Source organism: Alkaliphilus hydrothermalis (genome assembly GCF_016908555.1).
Classification (GTDB): Bacteria; Bacillota; Clostridia; order Peptostreptococcales; family Natronincolaceae; genus Alkaliphilus; species Alkaliphilus hydrothermalis.
The window spans coordinates 248,917-273,572 of the sequence record NZ_JAFBEE010000001.1 but is presented as its reverse complement, the minus strand read 5'-3'; the positions used below and the strand labels follow the sequence as shown (position 1 = coordinate 273,572).

The 24,656-nt window shown below is 36.0% G+C and carries 27 protein-coding genes; 5 read left to right on the top strand and 22 right to left on the bottom strand.

Annotation, left to right across the window (positions count from 1 at the left end; translation table 11 throughout):
- Positions 1-312: 312 nt before the first annotated feature.
- The 13 genes from JOC73_RS01395 to JOC73_RS01335 all read right to left on the bottom strand — a co-directional run bounded on the left by JOC73_RS01395 (position 313) and on the right by JOC73_RS01335 (position 13,980).
- The gene (locus JOC73_RS01395) at positions 313-1,710 is read right to left on the bottom strand and encodes a sigma-54 interaction domain-containing protein (RefSeq protein ID WP_204400040.1); all 1,398 of its coding nucleotides are present in this window, start codon (positions 1,708-1,710) and stop codon (positions 313-315) included.
- Between the two features lie 12 nt (positions 1,711-1,722).
- Complete coding sequence (locus tag JOC73_RS01390; protein WP_204400039.1) at positions 1,723-2,085, bottom strand: DUF1667 domain-containing protein; 363 nt, start codon at positions 2,083-2,085, stop codon at positions 1,723-1,725.
- Positions 2,086-2,087: 2 nt separating this feature from the next.
- The gene (locus JOC73_RS01385) at positions 2,088-3,353 is read right to left on the bottom strand and encodes an NAD(P)/FAD-dependent oxidoreductase (RefSeq protein WP_330613049.1); all 1,266 of its coding nucleotides are present in this window, start codon (positions 3,351-3,353) and stop codon (positions 2,088-2,090) included.
- A gap of 13 nt (positions 3,354-3,366) precedes the next feature.
- Positions 3,367-4,851, bottom strand: a complete 1,485-nt coding sequence (locus tag JOC73_RS01380) for an NAD(P)/FAD-dependent oxidoreductase (RefSeq protein WP_204400038.1) — start codon at positions 4,849-4,851, stop codon at positions 3,367-3,369.
- A 160-nt stretch (positions 4,852-5,011) separates the two neighbouring features.
- Positions 5,012-6,511, bottom strand: coding sequence for a glycerol kinase GlpK (gene glpK, locus JOC73_RS01375; RefSeq protein WP_204400037.1), 1,500 nt, complete (start codon positions 6,509-6,511; stop codon positions 5,012-5,014).
- A gap of 105 nt (positions 6,512-6,616) precedes the next feature.
- Positions 6,617-6,952: a Lin0368 family putative glycerol transporter subunit gene (locus JOC73_RS01370; protein ID WP_204400036.1), complete on the bottom strand. Its 336-nt coding sequence runs from the start codon at positions 6,950-6,952 to the stop codon at positions 6,617-6,619.
- A 33-nt stretch (positions 6,953-6,985) separates the two neighbouring features.
- Entirely contained in the window at positions 6,986-7,360 is a 375-nt protein-coding gene (locus JOC73_RS01365) for a Lin0368 family putative glycerol transporter subunit (protein ID WP_204400035.1), read from the bottom strand.
- Positions 7,361-7,486: 126 nt separating this feature from the next.
- Complete coding sequence (locus tag JOC73_RS01360) at positions 7,487-8,053, bottom strand: glycerol-3-phosphate responsive antiterminator (RefSeq protein ID WP_204400034.1); 567 nt, start codon at positions 8,051-8,053, stop codon at positions 7,487-7,489.
- A gap of 525 nt (positions 8,054-8,578) precedes the next feature.
- The gene (locus JOC73_RS15465; protein ID WP_204400033.1) at positions 8,579-8,932 is read right to left on the bottom strand and encodes a YbaN family protein; all 354 of its coding nucleotides are present in this window, start codon (positions 8,930-8,932) and stop codon (positions 8,579-8,581) included.
- 15 nt (positions 8,933-8,947) lie between these two features.
- Positions 8,948-10,759, bottom strand: a complete 1,812-nt coding sequence (locus JOC73_RS01350; protein WP_204400032.1) for a PAS domain-containing protein — start codon at positions 10,757-10,759, stop codon at positions 8,948-8,950.
- Positions 10,760-11,046: 287 nt separating this feature from the next.
- Positions 11,047-11,931 (bottom strand): GNAT family N-acetyltransferase, encoded by an 885-nt coding sequence (locus JOC73_RS01345; protein WP_204400031.1) that lies wholly within the window; start codon positions 11,929-11,931, stop codon positions 11,047-11,049.
- A 167-nt stretch (positions 11,932-12,098) separates the two neighbouring features.
- Positions 12,099-12,305, bottom strand: coding sequence for a GNAT family N-acetyltransferase (locus tag JOC73_RS01340; RefSeq protein WP_330613053.1), 207 nt, complete (start codon positions 12,303-12,305; stop codon positions 12,099-12,101).
- A 394-nt stretch (positions 12,306-12,699) separates the two neighbouring features.
- On the bottom strand, positions 12,700-13,980 hold the full coding sequence (locus JOC73_RS01335) for an alkaline phosphatase family protein (RefSeq protein ID WP_204400029.1): 1,281 nt from the start codon (positions 13,978-13,980) through the stop codon (positions 12,700-12,702).
- Positions 13,981-14,432: 452 nt separating this feature from the next.
- On the opposite strand from JOC73_RS01335, the gene JOC73_RS01330 reads away from it, so the two are divergent.
- The 4 genes from JOC73_RS01330 to JOC73_RS01315 all read left to right on the top strand — a co-directional run bounded on the left by JOC73_RS01330 (position 14,433) and on the right by JOC73_RS01315 (position 17,173).
- Positions 14,433-15,563, top strand: a complete 1,131-nt coding sequence (locus JOC73_RS01330; RefSeq protein WP_330613046.1) for a sodium ion-translocating decarboxylase subunit beta — start codon at positions 14,433-14,435, stop codon at positions 15,561-15,563.
- 18 nt (positions 15,564-15,581) lie between these two features.
- Positions 15,582-15,731, top strand: a complete 150-nt coding sequence (locus JOC73_RS01325) for an OadG-related small transporter subunit (protein WP_204400028.1) — start codon at positions 15,582-15,584, stop codon at positions 15,729-15,731.
- Positions 15,732-15,869: 138 nt separating this feature from the next.
- Positions 15,870-17,000, top strand: a complete 1,131-nt coding sequence (locus JOC73_RS01320; RefSeq protein WP_330613044.1) for a sodium ion-translocating decarboxylase subunit beta — start codon at positions 15,870-15,872, stop codon at positions 16,998-17,000.
- Positions 17,001-17,014: 14 nt separating this feature from the next.
- On the top strand, positions 17,015-17,173 hold the full coding sequence (locus tag JOC73_RS01315; RefSeq protein WP_204400140.1) for a hypothetical protein: 159 nt from the start codon (positions 17,015-17,017) through the stop codon (positions 17,171-17,173).
- A 64-nt stretch (positions 17,174-17,237) separates the two neighbouring features.
- On the opposite strand, the gene JOC73_RS01310 is transcribed toward JOC73_RS01315, so the two are convergent.
- Positions 17,238-17,705 (bottom strand): staygreen family protein, encoded by a 468-nt coding sequence (locus JOC73_RS01310; RefSeq protein ID WP_204400027.1) that lies wholly within the window; start codon positions 17,703-17,705, stop codon positions 17,238-17,240.
- Positions 17,706-17,840: 135 nt separating this feature from the next.
- Between JOC73_RS01310 and JOC73_RS01305 the strand changes: the two genes are divergently transcribed.
- Positions 17,841-18,590, top strand: coding sequence for an FG-GAP repeat domain-containing protein (locus JOC73_RS01305; RefSeq protein WP_243427820.1), 750 nt, complete (start codon positions 17,841-17,843; stop codon positions 18,588-18,590).
- Between the two features lie 81 nt (positions 18,591-18,671).
- Here JOC73_RS01305 and JOC73_RS01300 read toward each other — a convergent pair whose 3' ends face one another.
- The 8 genes from JOC73_RS01300 to JOC73_RS01265 form a co-directional block, all read right to left on the bottom strand.
- Entirely contained in the window at positions 18,672-18,833 is a 162-nt protein-coding gene (locus JOC73_RS01300; protein WP_204400026.1) for a hypothetical protein, read from the bottom strand.
- A gap of 226 nt (positions 18,834-19,059) precedes the next feature.
- Positions 19,060-19,212 (bottom strand): nucleoside-triphosphatase, encoded by a 153-nt coding sequence (locus JOC73_RS15485; protein WP_204400025.1) that lies wholly within the window; start codon positions 19,210-19,212, stop codon positions 19,060-19,062.
- Between the two features lie 56 nt (positions 19,213-19,268).
- Positions 19,269-19,961 (bottom strand): 5'-methylthioadenosine/adenosylhomocysteine nucleosidase, encoded by a 693-nt coding sequence (locus JOC73_RS01290; protein ID WP_204400024.1) that lies wholly within the window; start codon positions 19,959-19,961, stop codon positions 19,269-19,271.
- A 38-nt stretch (positions 19,962-19,999) separates the two neighbouring features.
- Positions 20,000-21,253, bottom strand: coding sequence for a S41 family peptidase (locus JOC73_RS01285; RefSeq protein WP_204400023.1), 1,254 nt, complete (start codon positions 21,251-21,253; stop codon positions 20,000-20,002).
- Between the two features lie 316 nt (positions 21,254-21,569).
- Positions 21,570-22,727, bottom strand: coding sequence for a DUF362 domain-containing protein (locus JOC73_RS01280; RefSeq protein ID WP_204400022.1), 1,158 nt, complete (start codon positions 22,725-22,727; stop codon positions 21,570-21,572).
- A 206-nt stretch (positions 22,728-22,933) separates the two neighbouring features.
- Positions 22,934-23,128: a sulfur carrier protein ThiS gene (gene thiS / locus JOC73_RS01275; RefSeq protein WP_204400021.1), complete on the bottom strand. Its 195-nt coding sequence runs from the start codon at positions 23,126-23,128 to the stop codon at positions 22,934-22,936.
- 87 nt (positions 23,129-23,215) lie between these two features.
- A complete protein-coding gene (locus tag JOC73_RS01270) occupies positions 23,216-24,367 on the bottom strand; it encodes an NAD(P)/FAD-dependent oxidoreductase (RefSeq protein ID WP_204400020.1) in 1,152 nt (383 codons plus the stop codon).
- Positions 24,360-24,656 (bottom strand): (2Fe-2S)-binding protein, encoded by a 297-nt coding sequence (locus JOC73_RS01265; protein WP_204400019.1) that lies wholly within the window; start codon positions 24,654-24,656, stop codon positions 24,360-24,362. The genes JOC73_RS01270 and JOC73_RS01265 overlap by 8 nt, the downstream gene beginning before the upstream one ends.

The following is a 24,656-nucleotide window of genomic DNA, read 5'->3' as shown; positions in this document are numbered from 1 at the left end:
GTTATCCGATGGATTGTATTTATTGCTTATGATTAAATATCCATATAAATCCATTATACATTAATAAGAGTATAATGCCTATAGGATTGATGAATTAATTGATCTATTACAGAATCTATCAATAAAGGATCACCCATCAGATGAAGCAAGTGCATTGTTTAAAAATGAAGAAATGCTTATATCATTGATTTTAGTTTAAAAGAAAAACTTGTTGTATGGCTATTATGTATTCTTATTGACAAATTGCATTTCATGATTCAATCAATATTTAAAAAAACAGCAGCTCAAATGAGCTGCTTTAATAACAGTTAATCAATCTATAATATTGTATTTTCTAGCTTTAAAAGCTACTGTTTTATGAGTAATTCCTAAGGCTTTCGCTGCCTTATTGAAGCTTCCAAACTGATCTAATGCCTTTTGAATTATAGCCTTTTCATAATCTTCTAGCGTTGCCATTTGGCCATTACAATCTACATTAATTAATGAATGATCTGCCCGCTTCTCAAAGTGTGTTCCATAAATATGGGATATGAATGGAGGAATATCATTTAATGTGATTGTATCTCCTTCGACTAGTACCATTAATCTCTCCATTAGATTTTCTAGTTCTCTAATATTTCCTGGCCACTGATACTGATGAAAAGCATCAATCACCTCTTGGTCGATTGTTTTTGCAGGAATACCTGTTTTACCTTCAATTTTCTTCATAAAACCATCGCAAAGGCCTAAAATGTCCTCTTTTCTTTCTTTTAATGAAGGCAAATGTACGGGTACTACATTTAATCGATAGTATAAATCTTCTCGGAATCTCCCTTCCTTAATGAGCTCCTCTAGATTACGATGGGTTGCAGCAATTATACGAAGATTACACTGAATCGTCTCATTACCGCCGACTCGTTCAAATTCCCTTTCCTGTAGCACTCTCAATAACTTCACCTGCATTTCTAAAGGCATATCACCAATTTCATCTAGAAATATTGATCCTCCATTTGCCTGTTCAAATTTTCCGATCTTTCTCTTGACAGCCCCAGTAAAGGCCCCCTGTTCATGACCAAATAATTCTGACTCTAATAGTGTAGCTGGTATCGCTCCGCAATTTATCTTTATATAGGGCTTGTGGGCATGTTGACCAGCCTCATGTATTGCCTTTGCCACCAACTCCTTGCCAGTACCACTTTCTCCAATGATTAAAACCGTAGAAAGGGTTTTTGCTGCTCTAGATGCTATTTCTAGAGATTCCCTTAGTAATGTACTTTTCCCAGTAATACTTTCAAATGCTTCATCTATGGCTTGCTTTTGCTGTGTATTAGAATAAATCTCTATCGTATCAACCTCTCCTAGGGCTTCCTCTCTGTAAATTGAAATGATTCCATTATATTGATTATCAACCATTAATGGAGATGCTGAAGCACTGATTTTCTTGTGATAAATAGGAAGACTCAAAAAACCTTGTATTTTTTTGGTGTTTTTAATAGAAGACAGAACGATGTCATCATTGGGTACATGGAAAATGCTTTTACCGATTAAGGCAAAGTTACTGACACCAAACATTCTTTCATAGGAAGGATTAACATACTCAACTCTTCCTGTAGAATTTATGATCAATATTCCGTCCAATAAATTATGAAACAGATCTCTATATGAAAATCCTTCTATTTCTTGGGATACGCTTTTATTGTAGTTTAAGTGGGTAACATTTGCTCTCTTCATTATTTTCCCCCTTTACATACTTCTTGTAGCAATAATGTCTACCTCTAGCCCCAGTAGATTCTTAATAATGATATCACCAACTTTAATTGGTCCATCAACTTCTACCTCTTCAAGGCGTTTCATACACTCAAAAATTTTATCTTTAGGGATTGCATCACTGGTTCTAACAGGTAAACGATTCAAGTGGGCCTTCTTTACTTTCACTGTAGAAGTAACCATTCTTGTTGGATTGGTCATTTCTTTAATACCATATTTTTCTCCCCTTGGACATTTGTTCCCTGTTACAACATACTTAGTCACCCCATTGGTAATTGTCTCTATTTCCATTTTGCATCCCATGGGGCATGCAATACATATCATAGCTGTTTTACACATACTTATACCTCCTCTACTTGAAGGGCCACTGTTATCTCTTTGCCCGTAATGCCTTCTAAGTCTTTAGCTGATAAAGTAATTGATTCCATCTCACCTGGAGCTAAATGAGATTTCTTGATACTTTTGATCAATCTATCATTCTCTGCGATAATCAGTTTTGCACCGTGGTATACATTATCTACTCTAAGCATTAAATCAAGCTTACCTTCTACATTTTTTATTCTTATTTGCTGAGGTACAATATACCTCACACCTTTCCCGGCTATTGTTACAATTGGCTCTACTTTACTAACTAGTTGATTTCGTACATATTTTGCTGCATTTTTCCCAGCTCTTCTACTTTCCTCCGTCACCCAATCTACTAAATCATGGACATGAACGACATTTCCACAGGCAAATATTCCTTCGATAGATGTTTCCATAGATTCATTGACTACTGGGCCTCCAGTTATTGGGTCTAATTCAATACCCGCACTTTTTGAAAGCTCATTTTCTGGAATTAACCCAACAGATAACAGTAACGTGTCACACTTAAATCTTTCTTCTGTTCCAGGTATCGGTCTACGTTTTTCATCCACTTGGGCAATTTCAATTTCCTCTACCCGATCTTTACCTATAATATTGGTTACAGTATGACTCAATAATAGTGGGATTTCAAAATCATCAAGGCATTGGACAATATTTCTTGTTAATCCGCCTGAAAAAGGTAGCAACTCTACAACTGCATGAACCTTTGCACCTTCTAGAGTCATCCTTCTAGCCATAATTAGTCCTATGTCTCCAGACCCTAAAATAACTACATCCTTACCCACCATATAGCCTTCCATATTAGCAAATCTTTGAGCTGTACCCGCTGTAAAAATTCCCGACGCCCTTGTGCCTGGAATATTAATGGCTCCCCTCGTTCTCTCTCTACAACCCATGGCTAGTATAACTGCTTTAGCTTCAACCTTTAAAAAACCATCAAGGGTATTAATCATGCTTACTTGCCTATCCTCTGTAATATCTAATACCATCGTATCAAGTTTGTATTCAATCCCTTGCTTCTTCAGTTCATCTATAAAACGCTCTGCATATTCAGGTCCAGTTAGTTCTTCCTTAAACACATGAAGTCCAAAACCATTATGAATACACTGCTGTAAGATACCACCTAATTCTCTATCTCTTTCTATAACAAGAATATTGTTAACACCATTGTTTTTAGCCTCTATTGCAGCGGCTAATCCAGCTGGTCCTCCTCCTATAATAACCACTTCATAACTTATCACTTTTGTACCCCCTTTAATTGTCCAGCGAAACTGCAACCAGTTGACTAGAATGCTCTTGATTTTTATTTGATTTTGTTGGTCCAGTTAAAATGTAGGATTCCTTACTATCCTTTACGATAGAGGTAATATCAACATTCAATTCACGAGCTAAAATTTCCATTACCCTAGGTCCACAAAAGCCTCCCTGACATCGCCCTGCTCCTGCTCTAGCTCTTCTTTTTATCGCATCAAGGTTTGTTGCTCCTGCCTTACGGTTAATGATATCTACAATTTCTCCCTCGGTAACGCTTTCACATCGACAAATAACTCTTCCGTAACGAGGATCTCTTTGAATAAGTTCAGCCTTTTCTTCATCAGATAACACCATAAAATTGATATTTGGTCTTCTAGTTGGATTGAAGGATAGATTTAAATCAAATCCTCCAGCAATACCAAATAGCAACTTAGTAACCATTTCCCCAATGGCAGGTGCGGCAGATAATCCTGGGGAATCAATAGCGGCAACATTGATAAATCCCTTAGACTCCTTTGATTCTTCAATAAAAAAATCATTCGTCGCTACTTTTGCCCTTAATCCTGCGAAGGAAGTAATTACTGTATGGAATGGAAAATTAGGTACAACGCTGTTGGTCTTTTCTTTTAAAGATTGTAGCCCTTCTTTAGTAGTTTCTGTTGCTTCTGGGTCATCAATAAAATCAGAAGTCGGCCCGATCAGTAAATTCCCATGGACTGTTGGCAGTACCAATACCCCTTTGCCATGCTTTGTTGGTGTTTGAAAAATCACTCGCTTGACATAGTCACCAACACTTTTATCAAACAAATTATATTCTCCTCTATGGGGGAGTATTTTAAAACTCGGTGTATTCACCATGTTATTAATTTCATCAGCAAATAGTCCAGCACAATTTATGATGTACTTTGTTTTTAGCCTTTGATCACCAGCAGTTACTAAAAATCCTTCTTCATTTTTTTCAATTGCGGTTACAGATGTATTTAAAAGAATCTCAACACCATTTTCAGCTGCATTTTCAGCTAGGGCAATAGCCAACTCCCAAGGTCCAACTATCCCTGCCGATGGAGCATACAATGCCCCCATAATTTCGTCACTTAAATTTGGTTCCATTTCTTTAACTTGTTTCTTGTTTAGGATTTTCAAGTTAGGTACCCCATTATCTACTCCCTCCTGATATAGCTCATTTAGTGTAGACATATCTTCTTCATTAAAACCTACTACAAATGATCCAATTCTTCTAAATGGTACTCCTAGCTCATTGCATAAATCTTCATACATGGCATTCCCTGCCACATTTGTTTCAGCTTTTAACGTTCCCCTTTTTGCATCATAGCCAGCATGGACGATTGCACTATTTGCCTTTGTAGTACCATTGGCGATATCGTTTTCCTTATCTACAATAATTGTTTTAATTTGATATTTAGAAAGTTCCCTTGCTATGGCTGTTCCAATAATACCTGCACCTATAATAATTACATCATACATGTCATCCACTCCTCCGATATTTAATATTTCGAACACAAAAAAGCCACACAAAACTCACCCATCGTTAAACAGGTTCTTTTGTGTGGCTCTCAAAGTCTCAGCCAATATTATTTACTTAGTTCTATTATATCATTAATGCTAGAAATTGTAAATATATATTCTATTCTTCCTCTTCCCAATTCATTGACCGTTCAACAGCTCGCTTCCAGCCCTTATATAACTTAGCACGCTTATTTTCTTCCATTGTAGATGTAAAGCTTCTGTCCACACTCCATTTATTAGCAATTTCTGATTTATCTGACCAGAAACCTACTGCTAGACCTGCTAGGTAAGCTGCTCCTAAAGCTGTAGTTTCTGTGATCATTGGACGATCCACATCTACATTAAGAATGTCAGATTGGAACTGCATTAAGAAGTTATTTGCTACAGCACCACCGTCAACCTTCAATGCCTGTAGATTAATACCAGAATCATCTTGCATTGCCTCTAAAACATCTCTTGTTTGATAAGCGATAGATTCGAGAGTTGCTCTAACTAGATGCTCAGCCTTTGCCCCTCTAGTTAAACCAACAATCGTACCCCTTGCATACATATCCCAGTAAGGTGCTCCCATACCAACAAATGCAGGTACTACATAAACACCATTAGAATCTTGAACCTTAGTTGCAAGATATTCAGTTTCACCAGCATCACGAATGATCTTCAACTCATCTCTTAACCATTGAACAGATGCACCGGCTACGAAGATACTACCCTCCAATGCATACTCAACTTTTCCATCAACTCCCCAAGCTAATGTAGTTAGAAGACCGTTTTTGGATGGCACAAATTTGTCGCCAGTATTCATTAACATAAAACATCCTGTACCATAGGTATTTTTAGCCATTCCTGGCTCAAAGCATGCCTGACCAAATAATGCTGCTTGCTGGTCACCAGCAGCTCCTGAGATTGGGATATCAGCTCCACCAAAGGTTTCATGATCTGTATGTCCGTAAACATAGCTCGATGGCTTAACTTCTGGTAGCATTGAAGTAGGAATATCTAACTCTTTAAGAATTTTTTCATCCCATTTTAACTCTTTAATATTAAAGAGCATAGTTCTAGAAGCATTAGAATAATCAGTAACGTGTACCTTTCCTCTTGTTAGGTTCCAGATTAACCAAGTATCGATATTACCAAATAATAATTCACCCTTTTCTGCCTTTTCCCTTGCCCCTTCAACATTATCAAGTATCCACTTAACCTTTGTTCCAGAAAAATATGCATCTACTACTAATCCAGTATTGTTTCTAATATACTCCTCTAGACCTCTTCTTTTTAAATCATCACAAATATTAGCTGTTCTTCTACATTGCCAAACGATTGCATTGTATACTGGTTTACCAGTACTTTTTTCCCAAACTACAGTTGTCTCTCTTTGATTTGTGATACCAATCCCTGCAATTTCAGAGGGTTTGATACCTTTTTTCTCTAGAACTTCTCTTGCAACTCCACTCTGAGTTCCCCAAATCTCCATTGGATCATGCTCTACCCATCCAGCCTTTGGATAAATCTGCGTAAATTCCTTTTGTGAAGTTGCAACAACGTTACCATCATGATCGAAAATAATTGATCTTGAGCTTGTAGTTCCTTGGTCTAGGGCCATAATATATTTTTTCACAATGATTCCCCCTTATATTCTTATCAAAGTATTCATTACTATCAAAACTTTTTTAACAAAGTCAGCCTAGAATTTAAGGTTGACTCTGTTAATATGATTTATTAATTATGCCATAAAAGAAAGAATTAGTCCTCCGATACTTCCTCCGATTAAAGCATAAAATAAGTTTACTAAACCCTTTGATACATTATCTCCCGAAAGAGCAGAAGCTACAAATAGACCTGCACCAGCGGCAAATGCCATATCTACCCAAGCTGCACCTGATTGAAACATCAAGCCTACTCCATGGTTTAAAGTCCAAGCTGTACCTACAATAAAGCCAGCAGCCATATATCCTCCTGCGGCTCCCCACAAGTCACACATCTTACCCCATAATAACCTAATTAAAAACGGAAAAATAAATCCACCTGCTACTGTTGCAATTGCTAATTGTATTGTCATAATTTTTTCCTCCCCTCTAAATTTAAACTCCCCTTAAGCGGCTTCCTTTGCTACTTCCTTATCTCTTTCTGCCCAGTATTTCTCCACCTTAAATGCTGCAAAACCACCTAATGCTCCTCCCAAGATCACTAAGCCCAGTGTTGGTAGTGAGTCAATGCCAACTTGTATCCCGTTTTCAAAAACCCCCCTCATAAATCCAGCCATACCTATACCACAGGCCATGTCAACAAATGCTCCGTCATTATTGATTAGTCCAAGATAATGATTCATTAACCACATTGTTCCAATAATAATTAATCCTGCAAACCATCCCCCGATGATACCACCCTGCTCAACAAATGCTCCCCATACTGACATGACAAACATTCCAGCAATTGCTGTACCAATCATTGTACTTACATGTTTCATAAAATAATTACCTCCCCACATATTATTTTTTTGTTATTTATAATACAAGGCTGATTATGCCTTGATTATTACGTTTTGTAAACGTTTGCAAGTAACTCATTTTTTAACCAAGCGTTTAAAAAGAAACTACAGTTCCCAAACTCCTTCATTACTGGATGAAACTCCAATAGCGCCTGCTTTCAATATATCAATTACATCATCCTTGTCTATAATTAAACCACCAGCAATAACAGGAATACGTGTTTCCTCTATAATTCTTTTTACTACTTTAGGCATCACCCCAGGCAATATTTCTATTGCATCTGGTTTTGTTGACTGGATATTTTTGATTGCTGTATCAAGAGATAGTGAATCTAGGATGAAGACCCTTTGAATGGCAAAAATATGCATATCCTTCGCTAATTTGATCAAATTACTTTTTGTCGTAATGATACCATCTGGGCTAATTTGGTCATTAATATATTTTAATGCAATCGCATCTTTAGAAAACCCATCCATTAAATCTAGATGAATATAAATATCCATCCCATTTTCCTTTACTCTCTTAACAATCTCTTTTAGGTTAAGAATGTTTCCAGTTAGTAAAAAAATCATCTCACTGGGGGATTGAATAGCCGACTCAAACTTTGATAAATCATTTACAGCTGCAATAATGGGGTTATTTTGTATCCTAGAATAAAATTGATTTGCCAAATATATCTCCTCCCTACTATTTTTAGTATGCAACTATCGTGCCAATTTTCAGAATTATCCAGCTATTGAATTTTCCTTAGTGGACTACTTCAGGGGTTGTACATTTTTACCAAGCAAGCAGTGTTTTAGATAATTACTTTGGTAAATAGGTACAACCCAAGACAAATTATCCATTAATTCTTACCACATATGCATTAGGAAAAGAGCTTATCCATAATTAGAGTTTAGTTATATATATTAATGTACTTGTAGTTTAACTACTAATTTTTAAAAAATATCAGAAAATTAGAAATATTGCACCCTGTTATATACTTTACTCTATTATAAACCCTTTGCTATCTGACTACAATAGAACGAATTATCCCCCTGCACAAGAATATAGTCAATTGCTTTTTTGGTATGTAAAAAGGAATGATGATGGGAGCAATACTTATCCACAATCATTCCTTCTCTAAACAACTTTGTTTTTAGTAATATTTTCAACATATTTTTAAAAACTTTATAGTACTTCACAATTAATTTCATTTAGGGCCTTGTCCATATATATATGGATACAGTACAAGCAATGGCAAAAAGCATCAGCTTTAGAAAAGTTTTATCAATAACGAATAATGCTGTACATCCTATAGATACCCATAATAAAAAGATTGCTCTCTTTTTTACCTTTAGCGGAATCTTTTTACTGGAGAGATAGTCGTTTACATAGGGACTTAAGTACCTATTAGAGAGCACATAATCATAGAAACTTTTACTGCTCTTCATAAAGCATGAAAGGGATAGTAAAAGGAAGGGTGTGGTAGGGACAATTGGTAATAAGATTCCGATCACTCCCAAAATTAGACTAATCACCCCTATAATTATTAATAAAATTCTTTTCATGTTATCGACAACCTTTTACTTTTTAGTATCAATTTCCTTTACAATTTTACCAATAAGGTCTTGAACTTCAAATCCGCCTCGTTCACTAATCATCTCCAATGTTGCAACAAAAGACATTGTCTTAAAGATGATTGGATTCTTTAGTTTGCTAAATTTAGGTGATAATTCAAATAGAAAATCTTTAATAAAAGGATATTTCTTTACTACATCCCCAATAATCGTTTCTTTTGTAATGTTGTACTCGTTTTTCACTTCTATAATTTCTAATTTATCTTTACTATCTTTGTCTACTTTACTTTCATTTTTATCTTTCTTATCTTCTAACGCTTCCTCTTTTTTGTTACTCCAAGATAAAAGCCGTTGACTACCCTCTAGGCTCCTGATACGGGTAACGTCCTGCATCATTTCTAGTACACCTCTAAAGTTTCCACCCTCATCACGAACAGCATTGTAAATAATATAGATGAATTTCCCACCAATCTCCAACCAGAACTCAGCTTCATCCTGCTCTCCATTTCGAAATGCACGGATGATTTCCTCGACAGTACCAACACTTTCCCTTGGGTGGCAGTTTTGTACCTTTCGTCCTATTACACCAGCACTTCTTGGGAATACCCGATGCTTGGTATCACTATAAAATTTGACGATTTCATTTTCATCCACATATGATAAATCCACCTGTAGATGTTTGAAGATTAGATTGATCTGTTCTAGTGTTAGCTTTCCTTGACTAACATCTAATACTTCATCATTTGATGTTGAATTAAGAACTCCGTGTTTTTCAAGCACAAGCGCTAAATCCTTTAACAATTCTTTATCTGAAGAGTCTGTGGGTATTTTGTCAATATTATTTCCATAGGATTGTGGTTGTTCTATGAGACAATAACCGATTTCGTCGTCCCCTTTTCTCATTTCTACAAAATCCTCATCAGTTAGAAGATCCATAGAAGTAGGATAAAGGATCTCCTCCTCTTTTACCATCATATCCTCTACCATTTCAATGACTTCACCTTGAATACTTAAAAATTGCTGGTCTTCATCCGCCTCCATGTAACCCTTCGCTTGTTTGATAATATTTCTAATATTATTCTCCAGTGTCCACATCACCTTTGAAGGCTTATCAAATCCCTTAGCCTCTAAAGCAGGGTACAATTGATTTTGTTTCCTAGCAAAATGAATATTGATGTTTTCTAGTTTATCATAGAGTTCAGCCCATTGATTTTTAATAAGCTTCTTTTCTTTAAGAACTTTCATTTCACTAAGAACTTTTCTAATGGCAACTACTTCATCAAGATATGTTCTAATAGGATGTCCTTCTGGTAGCTCTAATTTGTTACTTACTAAAATTCCATCAAAAATTTCTAATATCTCTTCCATTCTTTCTGCTAATTCATCATCTGATATACCGTACTGTTGAAGATATTGTTCGCAGATGGCAAACTCCTGAGGGGTTACTTCATTAAAAGATTCCCTCATTTCTTTTTTAGCATTTTCTAAAGAAATTTTTCCCTTTAGATAATTAAGCTTAATCCACATAATTTTCTCGATTTTTTTATTATCTAAATTTAAGTACTCTCCCATCTTTATCTTACCCAATTCTTCCCTTGGAGTAAAGTAGACATGGTATTCTTCTTCGTTAGTTTTTTCTACATATCTGTCAAATCCCTTTGATTCCATCATTTTATACATTGGGAAAGGCTCGAAATCTTTGATAACGTGTATTCCTTCATTTGGTTTTAAACCCGCAACTGCCTTAGTAATGCAATCCCTAAAGGATTCATGCTCTTCTCTACCATCAATCGTAATGTAGGTTATTTCTTTTTTCATATTAAATCACCCTTTCTAATAAAATTAAATTTATATGATTAGTCTTAATTATGATATACCTGGTTTTTCTGATAATATATTTCCTAAACAGGAAATCAAACGAATGATAATGTTTCTCATATATAATTTATACCACTTATCAATGTCTTACTCTGTGATTGAGGTCACTTAATCGGCTAATTCCCAAAATTTTTTAAATCAAAAAAGTTGGTTAAGAACATTTTAAATTTCTTAACCAACTATAGCTTTGTGAATATATTTTATTTTTAGGTTGATTCAATAGTTAATTACTTAAATCTAGTGTAATAAATTAACTCATGCTTTTTATTAAATCCAATTTTTTCATAAAGGTTGATTGCCTTTTCTTCACGGCTATTTACGCAAAGAATGATTTCTTCGATACTTTCAAAAGAAAATAACCATTGCACCGCCATTGTTATGAGTTTAAAACCTATCCCTTTCCCCCTATTTTCTTCCTCTACAGCAAAAAATTCTATACTACCCTCGCCAAATTCTGGCATTGCTTCCACGTGAATATAGCCTATAAATTGACCTTCTTCAACATAGATAAATACTTTTTTATGAGGGCTAATTCTATCAACAATTTGTTGCCCATTATAGTATGTATTAGGAAATACCCTATCATGAAGTATTTTCATATCATTTTGATATTTTGGTGTCAACTCCTCTATAGAAGTTACCTGCTGTTTTATAACATCCTTTTTATGATATTTGAGGATATTTAATTCAGAATTTTTTTTAAATCCCTTTGAAATTGCAAAATCAATACATCTTATATTTTTCTTATTTAGGAACATACTGATGGTTTCAATCTCAGGTGGGATTCTTTCTAATATTTTAGTCCATAGATTTTCTACGATATCCCATTTTGATTCTAATGTAAAAGGTCCCCACATTTCTACGTTAGTATTTTCAATGTCAACATCGATACCTACTACTCCTACAATTACACCATTTTCTACAGCTATTACAAAACTATCTTCAAAAGCCAGATCAGTTAGGTCTTCTTTAATCGAATATGCTATTTCTTCAGTAACATCACCACAATAACCAATATGATTTTCTACTTGACTATTGAGTACCGCAATAAACTCACTTATTTTGTTAATTTCTTCAGATATTGGTTTACGATATACTATACTGATCTCCATTCCCTATCTCCCTCTTTCTTTTGCTGCATTTTTAGTTTTTCTATGTTCTCTTCGCCATCCATGCTTCAATTTCATCTGCTCTTTGTATAATTGTATCCCCCTAATACGATTCTATGTTATGGTTCAAACACTATTAATTTGTACTCTATCTGGCTATTAAATAGAGGTTAGGCTAATATTTTCCCTATATAATACTCATCTACAGATACTCCATCAATTAAGCAAGATTTCTCTTTTGTTCTCTCAATCTTAAAACCCATTTTCTTATAAAGATTTATTGCATTTTCATTGCTAGACAAAACAGTTAATCCAAGCCTACTAATCTCATGATCGATTGCCCATTGATTCAGTTCTTCAAGCAATCTTCTACCAATTCCCTGACCCGATAAATATCTAGTAAACCTATTACAACAGTCGCACTATGTCTATTAACGATTACATTTCCTTCTTAAACTCTATTATTGATCCATTATAGTAGACCAATTTAAAAAACCTTGAGAGTTCCCATTACTATTTAATAATATATAAATTTCCTTATCTATTGGCAAATCCCTTCATTTTTTTCCTTTTTATTTCAATAAAAATCTTCAACTTATATAACTTCTATTATCTTTTTTGACCTACTTTCCTAGGAAACATAAGCACCTAATCCTAATACGATTAAAGAAGAAACTGCAGTTGCTATACGTTTGTTTCGTTACAATTAAAAAGAACCTAGTTGTAATCAACCAGGTCAATAAGATTAAATCCAATTGAAAGATTAAGTATCTATTTTTTTTGAAAAACCCGTTCCAAAACTTCCCCATCACACTGATAAAAATCTAGCCCTAGTATCTTCGCCATCGTAGGCGCAATATCCACCATCTCCATTGGGCCAAGATGATATCCCTTCTTGATATCCCTTCCAGCCACAATAAAATTGCATTTGTAGTTTGGCTTTTCTGGTGAATATCCATGGGTGGCGTACTTGATTCCTGCTTCTAGAAAATTTTCCACTGTAGGCAGTTTAAGAGCATCATCAAAGGCATAGCCGACCTTGGCCTCAACAACGTACTTGATGTCCTTATGTCCACGTAAGGTCTCCAATACTGAGGAACCATAGATTTCATCTATACCATATTTCTCTGTCTCCATAGCATCATTTAAGATATCGATGGCGATCCGTTCCGCTTCTGTATCCCCATCTTTGATATGAAGATATGCATTTCCACCAGTACTCTGAAGGTATGCTCGCCATTCCATCCTTCCCTTTTCTTCATAGATTAGTCCTTTATCCTTTAGTAGATTATTTAGATGCACCATGCAATCTACGTTGAAATGTCCATGATCCCCCAAAACCATAATTACCGTTTCATCTTGAATCTTAGCCTTTTCAACAGCTTTGATGATATCCCCAACCCTTTTATCCAGCCGAGCTAGGGCAACCTTTACCTCTTTCCCATCTATTCTATGATGATGCTTAGCGTTGTCCAACTCAATAAGATGCACCATCAATAAATTGGGTTTTCTTCTTTTAATGGTGTCTGTCGTCAATAGGGTAATGTAATCATCCAATTGGTGTTGTTTAAATCCCGCTCTATATCTCCCAAGTCTGAGTTCAAGATCAAGGCAGTAAAGGAGATTTCCAGTCTTCAAAAGTTTGAGGACTTGATTTTCTTTTTTAATGGCTTTTACTTCTGGTAAATTATATTTAATGGTAGACTTACCCGTAACAGGCCACAGGAGTCCTGCTGTCGTCAGCTTATTTGCCTTTGCTAGGTCATATATCGTTGGGACTTGAACATCCTTTTGATACCAATACCAGTTCCGCTCCTTCTCTGGTACAAAGGGTTGAAAAGGATGATTGTGGATAATGCCATGTTTGTTAGGATAGACCCCCGTTACCATTGTTGTATGAACTGTATATGTGAGGGTTGGGAAAACACTCTTTAGCTCTCTACTAGAGCTGCCGTTGTTAATTAAGTAGGATAAGTTCGGTAACTTTTTTGCCTCTTCCCAATGATCCTCTGAAAAGGCATCTATAGAGATTACTATTAGATGCTTCGCCATTTTATCCTCCTCCTCTACTTTGTTGTTTCCATTTATTTATAACTCATTTGCTATATTCTATTATATAGCATTCTACATTTATTAATATACATATAAACATAAAGTCTTAAAATGGTAATAGACTACTTTAACGAGAAAGCTGTTGTATTGGATATTAAGTTATTAAGTAAGAATAGATATTTACTAAACAGGATTAGGTATTAATTTTTTTTATTGTTTTTTAGGTTTGTTGTTTCCAAATCATCTTGATTCATGAAAAATTTTCTGCTATACTGAGGTTGTAAATAGGGAGTAGCTACGGTCCACACCGTGTGAATATCGTCATCACGACTGATTCAGTCCGGTATTCACAGTAAATAGCGAGACTTTTACCAAAATATTGGTTTAAGGCTTGCTTTTTTTGTTCAAAAAAACAAGCCCGTGCCTACAAATTTAAAAGGAGTGGTTAAACAATGTATCTGGATTTTTTGACTCAAGGTATAATGGCCTTTACTTGGCAACAAGCGGTCATGTGGCTGATTGGTGCAACCCTTATTTACCTGGCTATTAAAAAAGATTACGAACCAGCTTTATTATTACCAATTGGTTTTGGTGCAATTATCGTTAATATTCCATTTTCCAATGCCATTACACAAGTTATTCCTGGCTATGGTGAGATTGAAGGAATTATAGACTATTTATTTAAAGTGGGTATTGCATCAGAGGTCTTCCCTCTATTGTTATTTATCGGGATTGGTGCTATGATTGACTTTGGACCCCTTTTATCTAATCCGAAAATGATTTTCTTCGGAGCTGCGGCTCAGTTTGGTATATTTGGAACCCTATTACTGGCAGTTATGTTGGGGTTTGGTATAAAGGATGCAGCCTCTATTGGGATCATAGGTGCAGCCGATGGTCCAACATCCATTTTCGTAGCAAATTACTTTAAAAGTCAATACTTAGGAGCCATCACGGTGGCGGCCTATTCCTATATGGCACTGGTTCCCATTATTCAACCCTTTGCCATTAAACTGGTAACTACAAAGGCTGAAAGACAAATCCGTATGCCTTATCATGCAAAGGAAGTATCTAAGACTGCTAAGATATTATTCCCTATAGGAGTGACTATAGTGGCAGGCTTTATAGCGCCAACCTCTATTTCTCTAATTGGTATGCTGATGTTTGGTAATCTTATGAGGGAAAGTGGCGTGTTGAATTCCCTATCTAAGACAGCTCAAAATGAGCTTGTTAACCTCATTACCATTCTACTGGGAATCACTATTGCATCTAAGATGAAGGCAGTTGATTTTGTAACACTTGAAACCTTTATCATCATCGCTCTTGGATTAGTTGCCTTTATCTTTGATACTGTTTTTGGAGTTCTATTTGTTAAGTTCTTAAACCTATTTACCTCCAACAAAATTAACCCTATGGTGGGGGCTGCAGGGATTTCTGCCTTCCCTATGTCGGCTAGGGTAATTCATAAAATGGCATTGCAGGAGGATAAACAAAACTTTATCTTGATGCATACTGTTGGTGCCAACGTTGCAGGACAAATTGCATCTGTTATTGCTGGTGGATTAATTATTTATCTTGTACGATAGGATAGGAGGTCTATAATTATGAATATGGAAGAAGTTTATATATCGTTGAAGGTTATGGGGGCTGGTATGACAGGAATTTTTGCAACCCTATCAATCCTATATGTATTTATCATTTTACTGGTTAAGACATTTCCGTTGAAGAAGTCTCAAAGCCCTACTGAAGAATAATATCATAACAAAGTTAAACCCAAAGGAGAATTTCCCCCTCTCTTTTGGGCTTTTTTATTTTAAACGCAATTTATTAAGATATCTAGTATAAAAATTTACCTTGATGTAAATACCAATATCAGAAGGAGAGGATAAGTTATGTATCTGGATTTCTTGACTACTGGTATTTTAGCATTTACATGGCAACAGGGAGTAATGTGGTTAATAGGCGCTATACTGATTTACTTAGCTATAAAAAAGGATTACGAACCTGCGCTACTACTACCCATTGGTTTTGGAGCAATTATCGTCAATATCCCCTTTTCCACTGCCATCACTCAAAACATCCCTGGATATGGTGAGATCGAGGGAATTATAGATGTATTATTTCGAATAGGAATCTCGTCTGAATTATTTCCCTTGTTGTTATTCATAGGAATCGGTGCTATGATTGATTTTGGTCCCCTGCTTTCAAATCCTAAAATGATTTTTTTTGGTGCTGCGGCGCAATTTGGCATATTTGGAACCCTTTTATTGGCAGTAATATTAGGGTTTAGCTTAAGGGATGCTGCCTCCATTGGAATTATAGGAGCTGCAGATGGACCTACCTCCATTTTCGTTGCGAATTTCTTTGAAAGTAAGTATTTAGGGACTATCACAGTTGCCGCCTACTCCTATATGGCTTTGGTTCCCATCATACAACCCTTTGCCATTAGATTGGTCACGACCACTGAAGAACGGAAAATACGTATGCCCTATCATGCAAAGGAAGTATCCAAGACGGCAAAGATTCTATTTCCTATTGGCGTAACAATGGTTGCAGGCTTCCTAGCCCCCACTTCCATATCTCTAATCGGTATGCTGATGTTTGGAAATCTCATAAGGGAAAGTGGAGTATTGAATTCACTATCTAAAACAGCCCAAAATGAGTTGGTAAATTTGATCACCATACTACTGGGGATTACTATTGCTGCAAAGATGCAGGCTGCAAGTTTTGTAACTACTGAGACTTTTATAATCATTGGGCTTGGTCTGGTGGCCTTTATCTTTGATACTGTTTTCGGGGTTTTCTTCGTCAAGTTTTTAAATCTGTTTACAAAAAACAAAATCAACCCGATGGTGGGGGCAGCGGGTATATCAGCTTTTCCTATGTCGGCGAGGGTAATACATAAAATGGCACTACAGGAAGACAAGCAAAATTTTATCTTGATGCACACAGTAGGAGCAAATGTTGCTGGACAAATTGCTTCTGTGATTGCAGGTGGTTTAATCATTTATCTTATCCCATAGATCGGAGGTTTTAGATGATGAATATGAATCATGTTTATATAGCTTTAAGGGTGATGGGGGCAGGTATGACAGGAATTTTTGTGACTCTATCTATTCTTTATGGATTCATTATTTTTCTGACTAAAATATACCCCATGAAGGCGAATAAGCAAGATGTTCCTAAGGAACGGTAATGATATATAGAATCTAAAAAAAGCCCAAAGAGTTTATCACTCATTTGGGCTTTTTAAAATTCTATTATAAAGATCCTTTGGGTTGAGGAGAAAGATAATCCGAAGGGGTTCCCCAATACTCATAACGATTGTAGGAGGGGTCCGATGAATCAAAATAAATATATATTGGAGCATTTAGTAGTTGGGGATACACAGTATAAAACTGACGATCACCATAGACAATTGCCTCCAGTGCTAAGGGAAGCTCTCGTCTAAAAATGTTATTCCGTATTGCGTTGATGCCTGGTCCATAGTTTCCTACGAAGACATATACGTAAAGGAAGTAAAATCCGTTATTGGGTCGCCACTCCGCCAACACTTCGTCCCTCATCTCATTAATTTTTTCATACGCATACTGAGGCCCAATGGTGAGGAATAATTCTGCAGTGATATCTGAATGAGTTAGGGTGTATCGCCTTGGCACGATTGGCTCTGTTGCAGTAACTGGGGGGCGGAATTCTACACTGAGTTTTTCTGGATTGAGTCTACTCATATTAAAGCACCTCTCTCTTAGCTCTATGTTCTTGAAGTTTGTTAATGTATTATATGTTTTTTATGTCATAGGTGGGCATCCTCTCCCTAACAAACATATAATAAACTAAAAAATATTAGCTTGGAGGTAAAAACTATGTACTATAACAACCCATATAATCCTATTTCTTTAAACCTTAACCCTTCTATGAATTCTATGATTATTTCCGTACAAAGAGGAGATGTCACTGGTGACGGAGTTCCAGATGTAGTTTATCTTACGGGTATAAAAACTCCTGATAGTCCTTTAGTACAGAACATTACCCTTGTGATCCAGGATGGCAGAACAGGCTATGTAAATTATATTCCTCTTAAAAGTAATATTGGATATAATCCAACTTTATTTCTGGGGGATTTTACTGGCGATGGAGTCAAAGATATCTTTATAAGTATTTTCTCAGGTGGCAGTGGTGGCATGATGTTTTATTACATTTATTCTTACGTGGGAAATGTGCCTAGGTTGCTATTTGACTACAATATTTTTAATAATGCTTATGATTATCAAGTAATCTACCAGAATTACTACAAAGTTGAAGTAGTCAATCTCACCAAAGGATTAAAATATCTGATTGATATTTCCTATAACAGAGACTCTGATTATCTTAATGAAATATATGATGAAAATGGAATACTTAAAGAACCAATAGATGGATTTGTTAGCCCTATAAGCGGACTTTATCCAATAGATTTTGATACTAATGGGGTATATGAATTACAGGCAAATCAGAGGATTTCTGGCAGGTATTCTGCCGACGTATTGGGGTATCTTCTAACCACATTAAAATGGGATGGTAGAAGGTTTGCTTTTAATAATCAGTATGTTGCTATTTTGGGGGCAGAGATTTAAATAAAGAAGACAGTCACCCTATGGAATTTGTATATTCGTTTAGGGTGGCTGTCATCTATAAAACTACACTTCAAAATAAAACTATTCTTTAACTAGCTTTAATTTTAATTCACTACACATTTCCTTTGCTTCTAGGTCAAAATGCTCCATTTCCAATTCTTCCTCTGGTGAGAATTCGCTCCAGTATGCTGGGACCTGATATGTGAATCCGCACAGTGGACATTTATAGTTTGTCATTTCCATGTCTCTTTCCTCCTGTTGTTTCTAAAGATCAGCAATCCTTATTAATGATTTAAAAAATCAAAATTAAATCCTTAAGTTGCTATTACATAATAGCGTAGATTAGTAAGTGTTTCAACCAAAGGATCATATCATTATGTTTCTGTAGTACCATTCTTTTGTCTAATCAATGTTTCTCCAACTATACTCCAGTTGTAGTTACCTTTTACCTGGATGACTTTTTCTTCATTCATTTGCTTAAAAATTCATTCATTTGCTTAAAACAATGAAGCCAGATATATTTTACATTATTATTTTTTAATTGATTGCTGATTCGCTGAGTAGTTGTCGATTTCCCTGCTCCACTCATGCCAGCTATAAATATTAAACGTGTATTTTTCATAAGGCACTTTCCTTTCGTTAGCATAATTAAATGCCAATATCTACACTCATCATTACTTAAGGTTTGTTGACTCTTTTAATGATCTCCTCTACTAGGATTATTGAATTGAGTGCTGCTACCTCCATATTCTTCTCAAATGAATCAGAACCATCTTCATTTGCAAGATCAGAAATTGAACGAATCACAAGAAATGGGATGCTGTTTGCATAGCATACATGGGCAAAACTGGCACTCTCCATATCTACACACAAGGGCTCGAACGCTTCAATCAATAAATCCCGCTCCTTTTCAGTAATAAATGCCTCACCAGTGATGATTCTTCCTATATGGCATCTATCCTTAAACTGGTCTGACTTAGATAAATCCTCAGCCCAGTGCATCAATGTTGTATCTGGTTTAAAATAAATATCCTCCATCCAAGGATGATACTCCGTCAAGATCCCTTTAGCAACATCGTGATAAGCTATCTCAGAACCTATAACGATATCCCCTATTTGTAGACTGTCACATAATGCCCCCGCCACCCCTGTTAATATCAGCTGTGTAACATCAAACTTATCTATCATAATCTGTGTAGCAATGGCAGCATTAACCTTACAAACCCCTGAAAAAGCAGCTACCACTTCGATATTCTCAAAGTTACCAACGTAAAAATTGATCATTGCATGGCTATGTAGTTGCTTATCATCAAGTTTATTGATAAAAGGCATTATTTCTCTCTCAGTAGGTCCAATGATCCCTAATCTCATGTTTTATCCCCCTTTTTTCGATCTAAATGGAAATCTATCTAATTTAGACTATCTAAAATCTTCAAAGCTTCTTCTAAGTCTACATCCCTTTCAATGTGTTCTGGAGTCCATGGAATATAGATATCAGGCTCAATACCATTGTATGTAAAACGATTTTCAACCACATTTCCCAACTTTGATGTGGGATACATCAGATGAAATACTTCATCAATTTTGATTGAAGTTAAATTACTATAGTCTAGAATGCCAGCAGTTGGTCTACCAATCACCGTGACCTTATTTGCCTGTTTTACATCATATATAAATTGATCTCCAGAACTACCACAATATATATCTGTTATAACAACAACATGTTTAGGATTTACTGACGTTTCATCAAATGATCGCATTACGGAGTCAAAGGAATCAATCTTTACAAATCCTTTTCCACGATTAGTTTTCATTATTCTGATATACTCTTGAATTCCCTCCTTAGCATCCAGGTTTTTACTGTACTCCTCTAGGAACGCAACACGTGTATCACAATTCCTTTCAGTCATTAAAAAATAAATATCATCAGATTTTCTTGTTTCTCCCTTTGAAAATATATATGGTAATAGTGGGTAATAAGCAGAATCTGAACCACCACCATTTTTTCTTACATCAATAATCCAATAAGGGGTCTGCTCCATTAGAGATTTATTTTGTGACACAAGTTTCAAAATAGCATCAGGGTTGGCGAAATCTTCAAAGCACATATGTAGTATTTTGTCATTAAACATTTTCATCTCATATTTTGGCTCTCTTCTTTTAAATGAATAGTTTTGTACATTATAATTTAGTCTTTCTCCGTTATTTAACTGAAAAGTAATTGTATTGGCATTGGAAATCACGCAAAACCATTTTTCTCTTTCTAGGATTTCACTTTTTAGTTTTCTTCTATTGTCATTAGCAAAGACCTCAATATCAATACCATCTACTTCAACAATTTGCCAGCCTTTTTTTACAATTGTTTGATCTAATGATACATCTACTACATAAAGTTTATTATCATACCGTCTAACGAGAAAACCGCAATTTTTCATAGCCCCTCCATTTGCAATCCAAATTAAGTGACCATCTTTAAAACCTGAAAGGTAATCATCTACTAAGTAGTAGAAATCTTCATCATTAAGTTGATTAGAATCCATAAGTTCAATTATTCGACTACGGAATAGTTCCGGCTTATCCCAACCAACTTTTTCATCCTTTCCAGCATAGTCATTATGCATAAGTTCTACAATTTCATTAAATATGTTAAAATAATCTCTCATATTGTTCCTCCTCAATATTTTTTTTAAATCTCTATCTAGCCTTGCCCCACTGGAACCCCCTGTTATATGATGGAGGCTATAAAAAAATTTTGATTACTCAAATAGTCATTTTGATTGATCCTTTCTTTAAAGGAATGAAATTCAAACCCTCAAATATTCAATATCACTCTTTATGAGAGAAATGGCTTAACTTTTCCTGTGTCGCTAATAGTTCGACATCGATTGCCTGAATCCTTTTAATATTCTTTAAAAACTTAGCAGTATATAAAAAAGCTGTAGACAGACATCATCCATCTACAGCTCAATATACTTTATCTTAAAACTTTGTCATCTGCCTCAACATCCACGGTCTATGAACCTCCACAGCCTTCTTAGGACACAGCTCTTGACAACAGAAACATCTGATGCAATCATCTAATCTCACAATTGGTCTATGATCCTTCATGGCGATGACCTTTGGAGGACAGGCTTCCTCACAATCTCGACAACCAATACAATCCTTATGGTTAAAGACAGGTCTAGGTCTAGTTAAATTATCAATAGCACTCTTTACAAAGGGAGGCATCCAATCCTTTACTAGCTTTATTGTCCTAGTTTCTGGGATCACAAAATCCTTTATCAAGAACTTGTTTATTTCTTCTCCTATAATCTCAATGTCCTCAACCTTTCCAGAGCAAATCCCCCTCTCCATACACCTCTTAATAGTGGGTACATCGCTAGGTTTTAGGTTGATGATGGAGGTTGCCACAACATCTAAATGATAGGGACTAGTTGAGGCGATGACTGCCCCCACCTCCCTTGGGTCCCCTGCCGACGGTCCATGTCCCTCCATCCCAACAATTCCATCCATAAAGGACAGAGTGGGTTTTCCACACAAACAAATATCCACAAGGGCATCTGAGAACTCTTCTATTTCAGGCATGGTTAAATGATACTCCGCCTTTATGAGACCTGGTACAATTCCGAACATATTCTTCACCGCTCCAGTAAATACAGCAAGCCCATGGGTTTTTAGTTTTGAAACAGAGATTACTTTATCCACCTCTTGAATCATCTCTGTTACAGTTAATGACTTTAGATATTTAGCATCTGGGTTTGATACGACAACGCCATTGGTATTGTAGTTCAGTATCGCCCCAGTCTCCTCAGCTATTTTGTTTATTCCACACACTCGATAAACCCCTTTGAGCATTCTTTCAGTAAAGGGCCCCCCAGGGCTATCTCCAATGATCACTGTAGCCCCGTACTGGATTAAGACCTCAGCCAATGCCTTTGTAAAGATAGGATGGGTGGTAGCCGCCTCTTCTGGTTTCTTCTTCATTAAAAGGTTGAGTTTTAAAAGAACTTTATCTCCTTTATCTATGTACTTTTCAATTCCTCCAAGATGTTCAAAACTCTGTAGGATAGATTCCTTAACAACATTATAATCATAGGTTCTACATTGTATTAAAGATACTTTTTCTTTTTTCGTCATAATATCTTGTCTACTCCCCTTCCCTTCAAAATGATAATTATATTTATATTTAAACTTTTCTATTTATTCTACACTAAACCCATTAGTCCTTCTGAATATGAATATCTTTTGTCTTTAACAACCTCATTACATGAATATTTGATTCATGTTTTTTTCTTAAATCATGCTCTCTTAGATTTGAGTATAGTACTCTGTGGCATACTGATTTATCCGCCAACAATCGGATGTACAATCTTCACATCGTCTTCTTTCTCCAATATGTGGGATGCATAGTCCCCACTTGAAATAACCATATCATTTACAGATAGAATGAGTCCAGTATGGGAATAATCTAACTTTTTTAGTAATTCCTGTACTGTTAATCCTTCTTCCCAAGCAAATATCTTACCATTAACCTTCATATAAAAACCTCCAATTTAGTCTATAGCATATAGTATTGACTATATCCATATTTTCATAATTGGAGGTCTTTCTATAGGATTGAATTTTTACACCACCGATGGTTCGAAGATTAACTTGCCTTGTTCAAAGCGATTAACATGAAGCATATCAATCGGCAAAGTAGTATCTTCCCCAAGAATAAGTTCAGCCATTAAAACCCCAGTAGCAGGAGCCAACATAAATCCATGACCACTGAAACCAGCTGCCACGTAGAAGCCCTCAACTTCATCCACTGCACCATAAATCGGCTGACGATCTGGCGACATATTATATAGTCCAGCCCATTGACGGAGGAAACGCAGATCCCTCAATGGAGGCAGTACTTTCGTAATTGTCTTTGCCATTTCCTCTAAAAAATGCCATCCAGATGTAACTCTTAAATCCCTTGGTTCACCTTCATCACTTCTACCCATAAGAAATGCACCATGGGGAGCCTGTTGACAGTAAAGATTTAAAGAGAAGGACATCACCATTGGACCTAAGATTGGTTCGATTTGCTCTGTTACAAGGATTTGATGTCTTTCTGAGAATAACGGAAGCTCAACCCCCACCATTTTAGCAATATTTTGAGCATAACCTCCAGCTGCATTTATTACGATATTTGTAGCGATATCTCCTCTAGTTGTCTTAACACCCTTAATCTTTCCATTTTCAGCGATAATTCCCGTCACCTTGGTAAAGGTGTAGATTTTTACTCCCAATCGTTTAGCTGCATCTGCATAGGCCTGGGTAGTATGGAAGGGATTTAAGTGTCCATCCTTTTCGCAGTAGGTTGCACTTACTAGTCCATCTGTATCTAAAAAGGGAACGATTTCCTTTGCCTCATCCAAAGTCAAAAGCTTTGAAGGAATTCCTAAACTGTTTTGTAGCTGTACATTTTTCTTAAATTGTTCATGCTCATTTTCAGTACTGGAAAGGATTAAGTAACCCCCTTGCTTAAATTCGATATTTCCATCATATTGTAACTCTTCCGTTGCGTTTTCAAAGAAATCACAGGAGAATTTTGCCATGAGACAGTTCATTTCAGTCCCCCATTGCTGACGGACTCCTGCTCCACAGCGGCCTGTTGCTCCACTGGTTAAGTATTCCCTTTCTATTACAACGATGTCTTTAACACCTTTCTTAGCTAAATTGTAGGCGATTGCAACTCCGGAAATTCCACCACCTATGATGACTACTTCGGCAGTTTGTTTAAACATGATTTACTTCGCCTCCCTCTTCTAATGTGTGGTCGGCTATAGCCCCCAACTTTATTGACTTGATTGGTGGTCTAAAGGTACCAGGACAGAGTTCTGAAATTGGTTTTCCAGTGGCAATAGATAGTTCTCTTAAAACTAATGGCAAACAGGTTCTTCCTTGACATGGTCCCATTCCCACTCTGCTGATTCGTTTCAACTCGTCAAAAGTATTATAACCCTTATTGATCAAATCCCTGATATCTTGAAGGGTCAGATCTGAGCATCTACAAATAAAAGTAATATTCTCCAT

Excerpts from the sequence above, each read along its gene's own strand:
- JOC73_RS01395 (WP_204400040.1), bottom strand. The coding sequence starts at position 1,710 with ATGAAGAGAGCAAATGTTACCCACTTAAACTACAATAAAAGCGTATCC.
- JOC73_RS01390 (WP_204400039.1), bottom strand. The coding sequence starts at position 2,085 with ATGTGTAAAACAGCTATGATATGTATTGCATGCCCCATGGGATGCAAA.
- JOC73_RS01380 (WP_204400038.1), bottom strand. The coding sequence starts at position 4,851 with ATGTATGATGTAATTATTATAGGTGCAGGTATTATTGGAACAGCCATA.
- JOC73_RS01370 (WP_204400036.1), bottom strand. The coding sequence starts at position 6,952 with ATGACAATACAATTAGCAATTGCAACAGTAGCAGGTGGATTTATTTTT.
- JOC73_RS01365 (WP_204400035.1), bottom strand. The coding sequence starts at position 7,360 with ATGAAACATGTAAGTACAATGATTGGTACAGCAATTGCTGGAATGTTT.
- JOC73_RS15465 (WP_204400033.1), bottom strand. The coding sequence starts at position 8,932 with ATGAAAAGAATTTTATTAATAATTATAGGGGTGATTAGTCTAATTTTG.
- JOC73_RS01350 (WP_204400032.1), bottom strand. The coding sequence starts at position 10,759 with ATGAAAAAAGAAATAACCTACATTACGATTGATGGTAGAGAAGAGCAT.
- JOC73_RS01345 (WP_204400031.1), bottom strand. The coding sequence starts at position 11,931 with ATGGAGATCAGTATAGTATATCGTAAACCAATATCTGAAGAAATTAAC.
- JOC73_RS01335 (WP_204400029.1), bottom strand. The coding sequence starts at position 13,980 with ATGGCGAAGCATCTAATAGTAATCTCTATAGATGCCTTTTCAGAGGAT.
- JOC73_RS01330 (WP_330613046.1), top strand. The coding sequence starts at position 14,433 with ATGTATCTGGATTTTTTGACTCAAGGTATAATGGCCTTTACTTGGCAA.
- JOC73_RS01325 (WP_204400028.1), top strand. The coding sequence starts at position 15,582 with ATGAATATGGAAGAAGTTTATATATCGTTGAAGGTTATGGGGGCTGGT.
- JOC73_RS01320 (WP_330613044.1), top strand. The coding sequence starts at position 15,870 with ATGTATCTGGATTTCTTGACTACTGGTATTTTAGCATTTACATGGCAA.
- JOC73_RS01315 (WP_204400140.1), top strand. The coding sequence starts at position 17,015 with ATGATGAATATGAATCATGTTTATATAGCTTTAAGGGTGATGGGGGCA.
- JOC73_RS01310 (WP_204400027.1), bottom strand. The coding sequence starts at position 17,705 with ATGAGTAGACTCAATCCAGAAAAACTCAGTGTAGAATTCCGCCCCCCA.
- JOC73_RS01305 (WP_243427820.1), top strand. The coding sequence starts at position 17,841 with ATGTACTATAACAACCCATATAATCCTATTTCTTTAAACCTTAACCCT.
- JOC73_RS01300 (WP_204400026.1), bottom strand. The coding sequence starts at position 18,833 with ATGGAAATGACAAACTATAAATGTCCACTGTGCGGATTCACATATCAG.
- JOC73_RS15485 (WP_204400025.1), bottom strand. The coding sequence starts at position 19,212 with ATGAAAAATACACGTTTAATATTTATAGCTGGCATGAGTGGAGCAGGG.
- JOC73_RS01290 (WP_204400024.1), bottom strand. The coding sequence starts at position 19,961 with ATGAGATTAGGGATCATTGGACCTACTGAGAGAGAAATAATGCCTTTT.
- JOC73_RS01285 (WP_204400023.1), bottom strand. The coding sequence starts at position 21,253 with ATGAGAGATTATTTTAACATATTTAATGAAATTGTAGAACTTATGCAT.
- JOC73_RS01280 (WP_204400022.1), bottom strand. The coding sequence starts at position 22,727 with ATGACGAAAAAAGAAAAAGTATCTTTAATACAATGTAGAACCTATGAT.
- thiS (WP_204400021.1), bottom strand. The coding sequence starts at position 23,128 with ATGAAGGTTAATGGTAAGATATTTGCTTGGGAAGAAGGATTAACAGTA.
- JOC73_RS01270 (WP_204400020.1), bottom strand. The coding sequence starts at position 24,367 with ATGTTTAAACAAACTGCCGAAGTAGTCATCATAGGTGGTGGAATTTCC.
- JOC73_RS01265 (WP_204400019.1), bottom strand. The coding sequence starts at position 24,656 with ATGGAGAATATTACTTTTATTTGTAGATGCTCAGATCTGACCCTTCAA.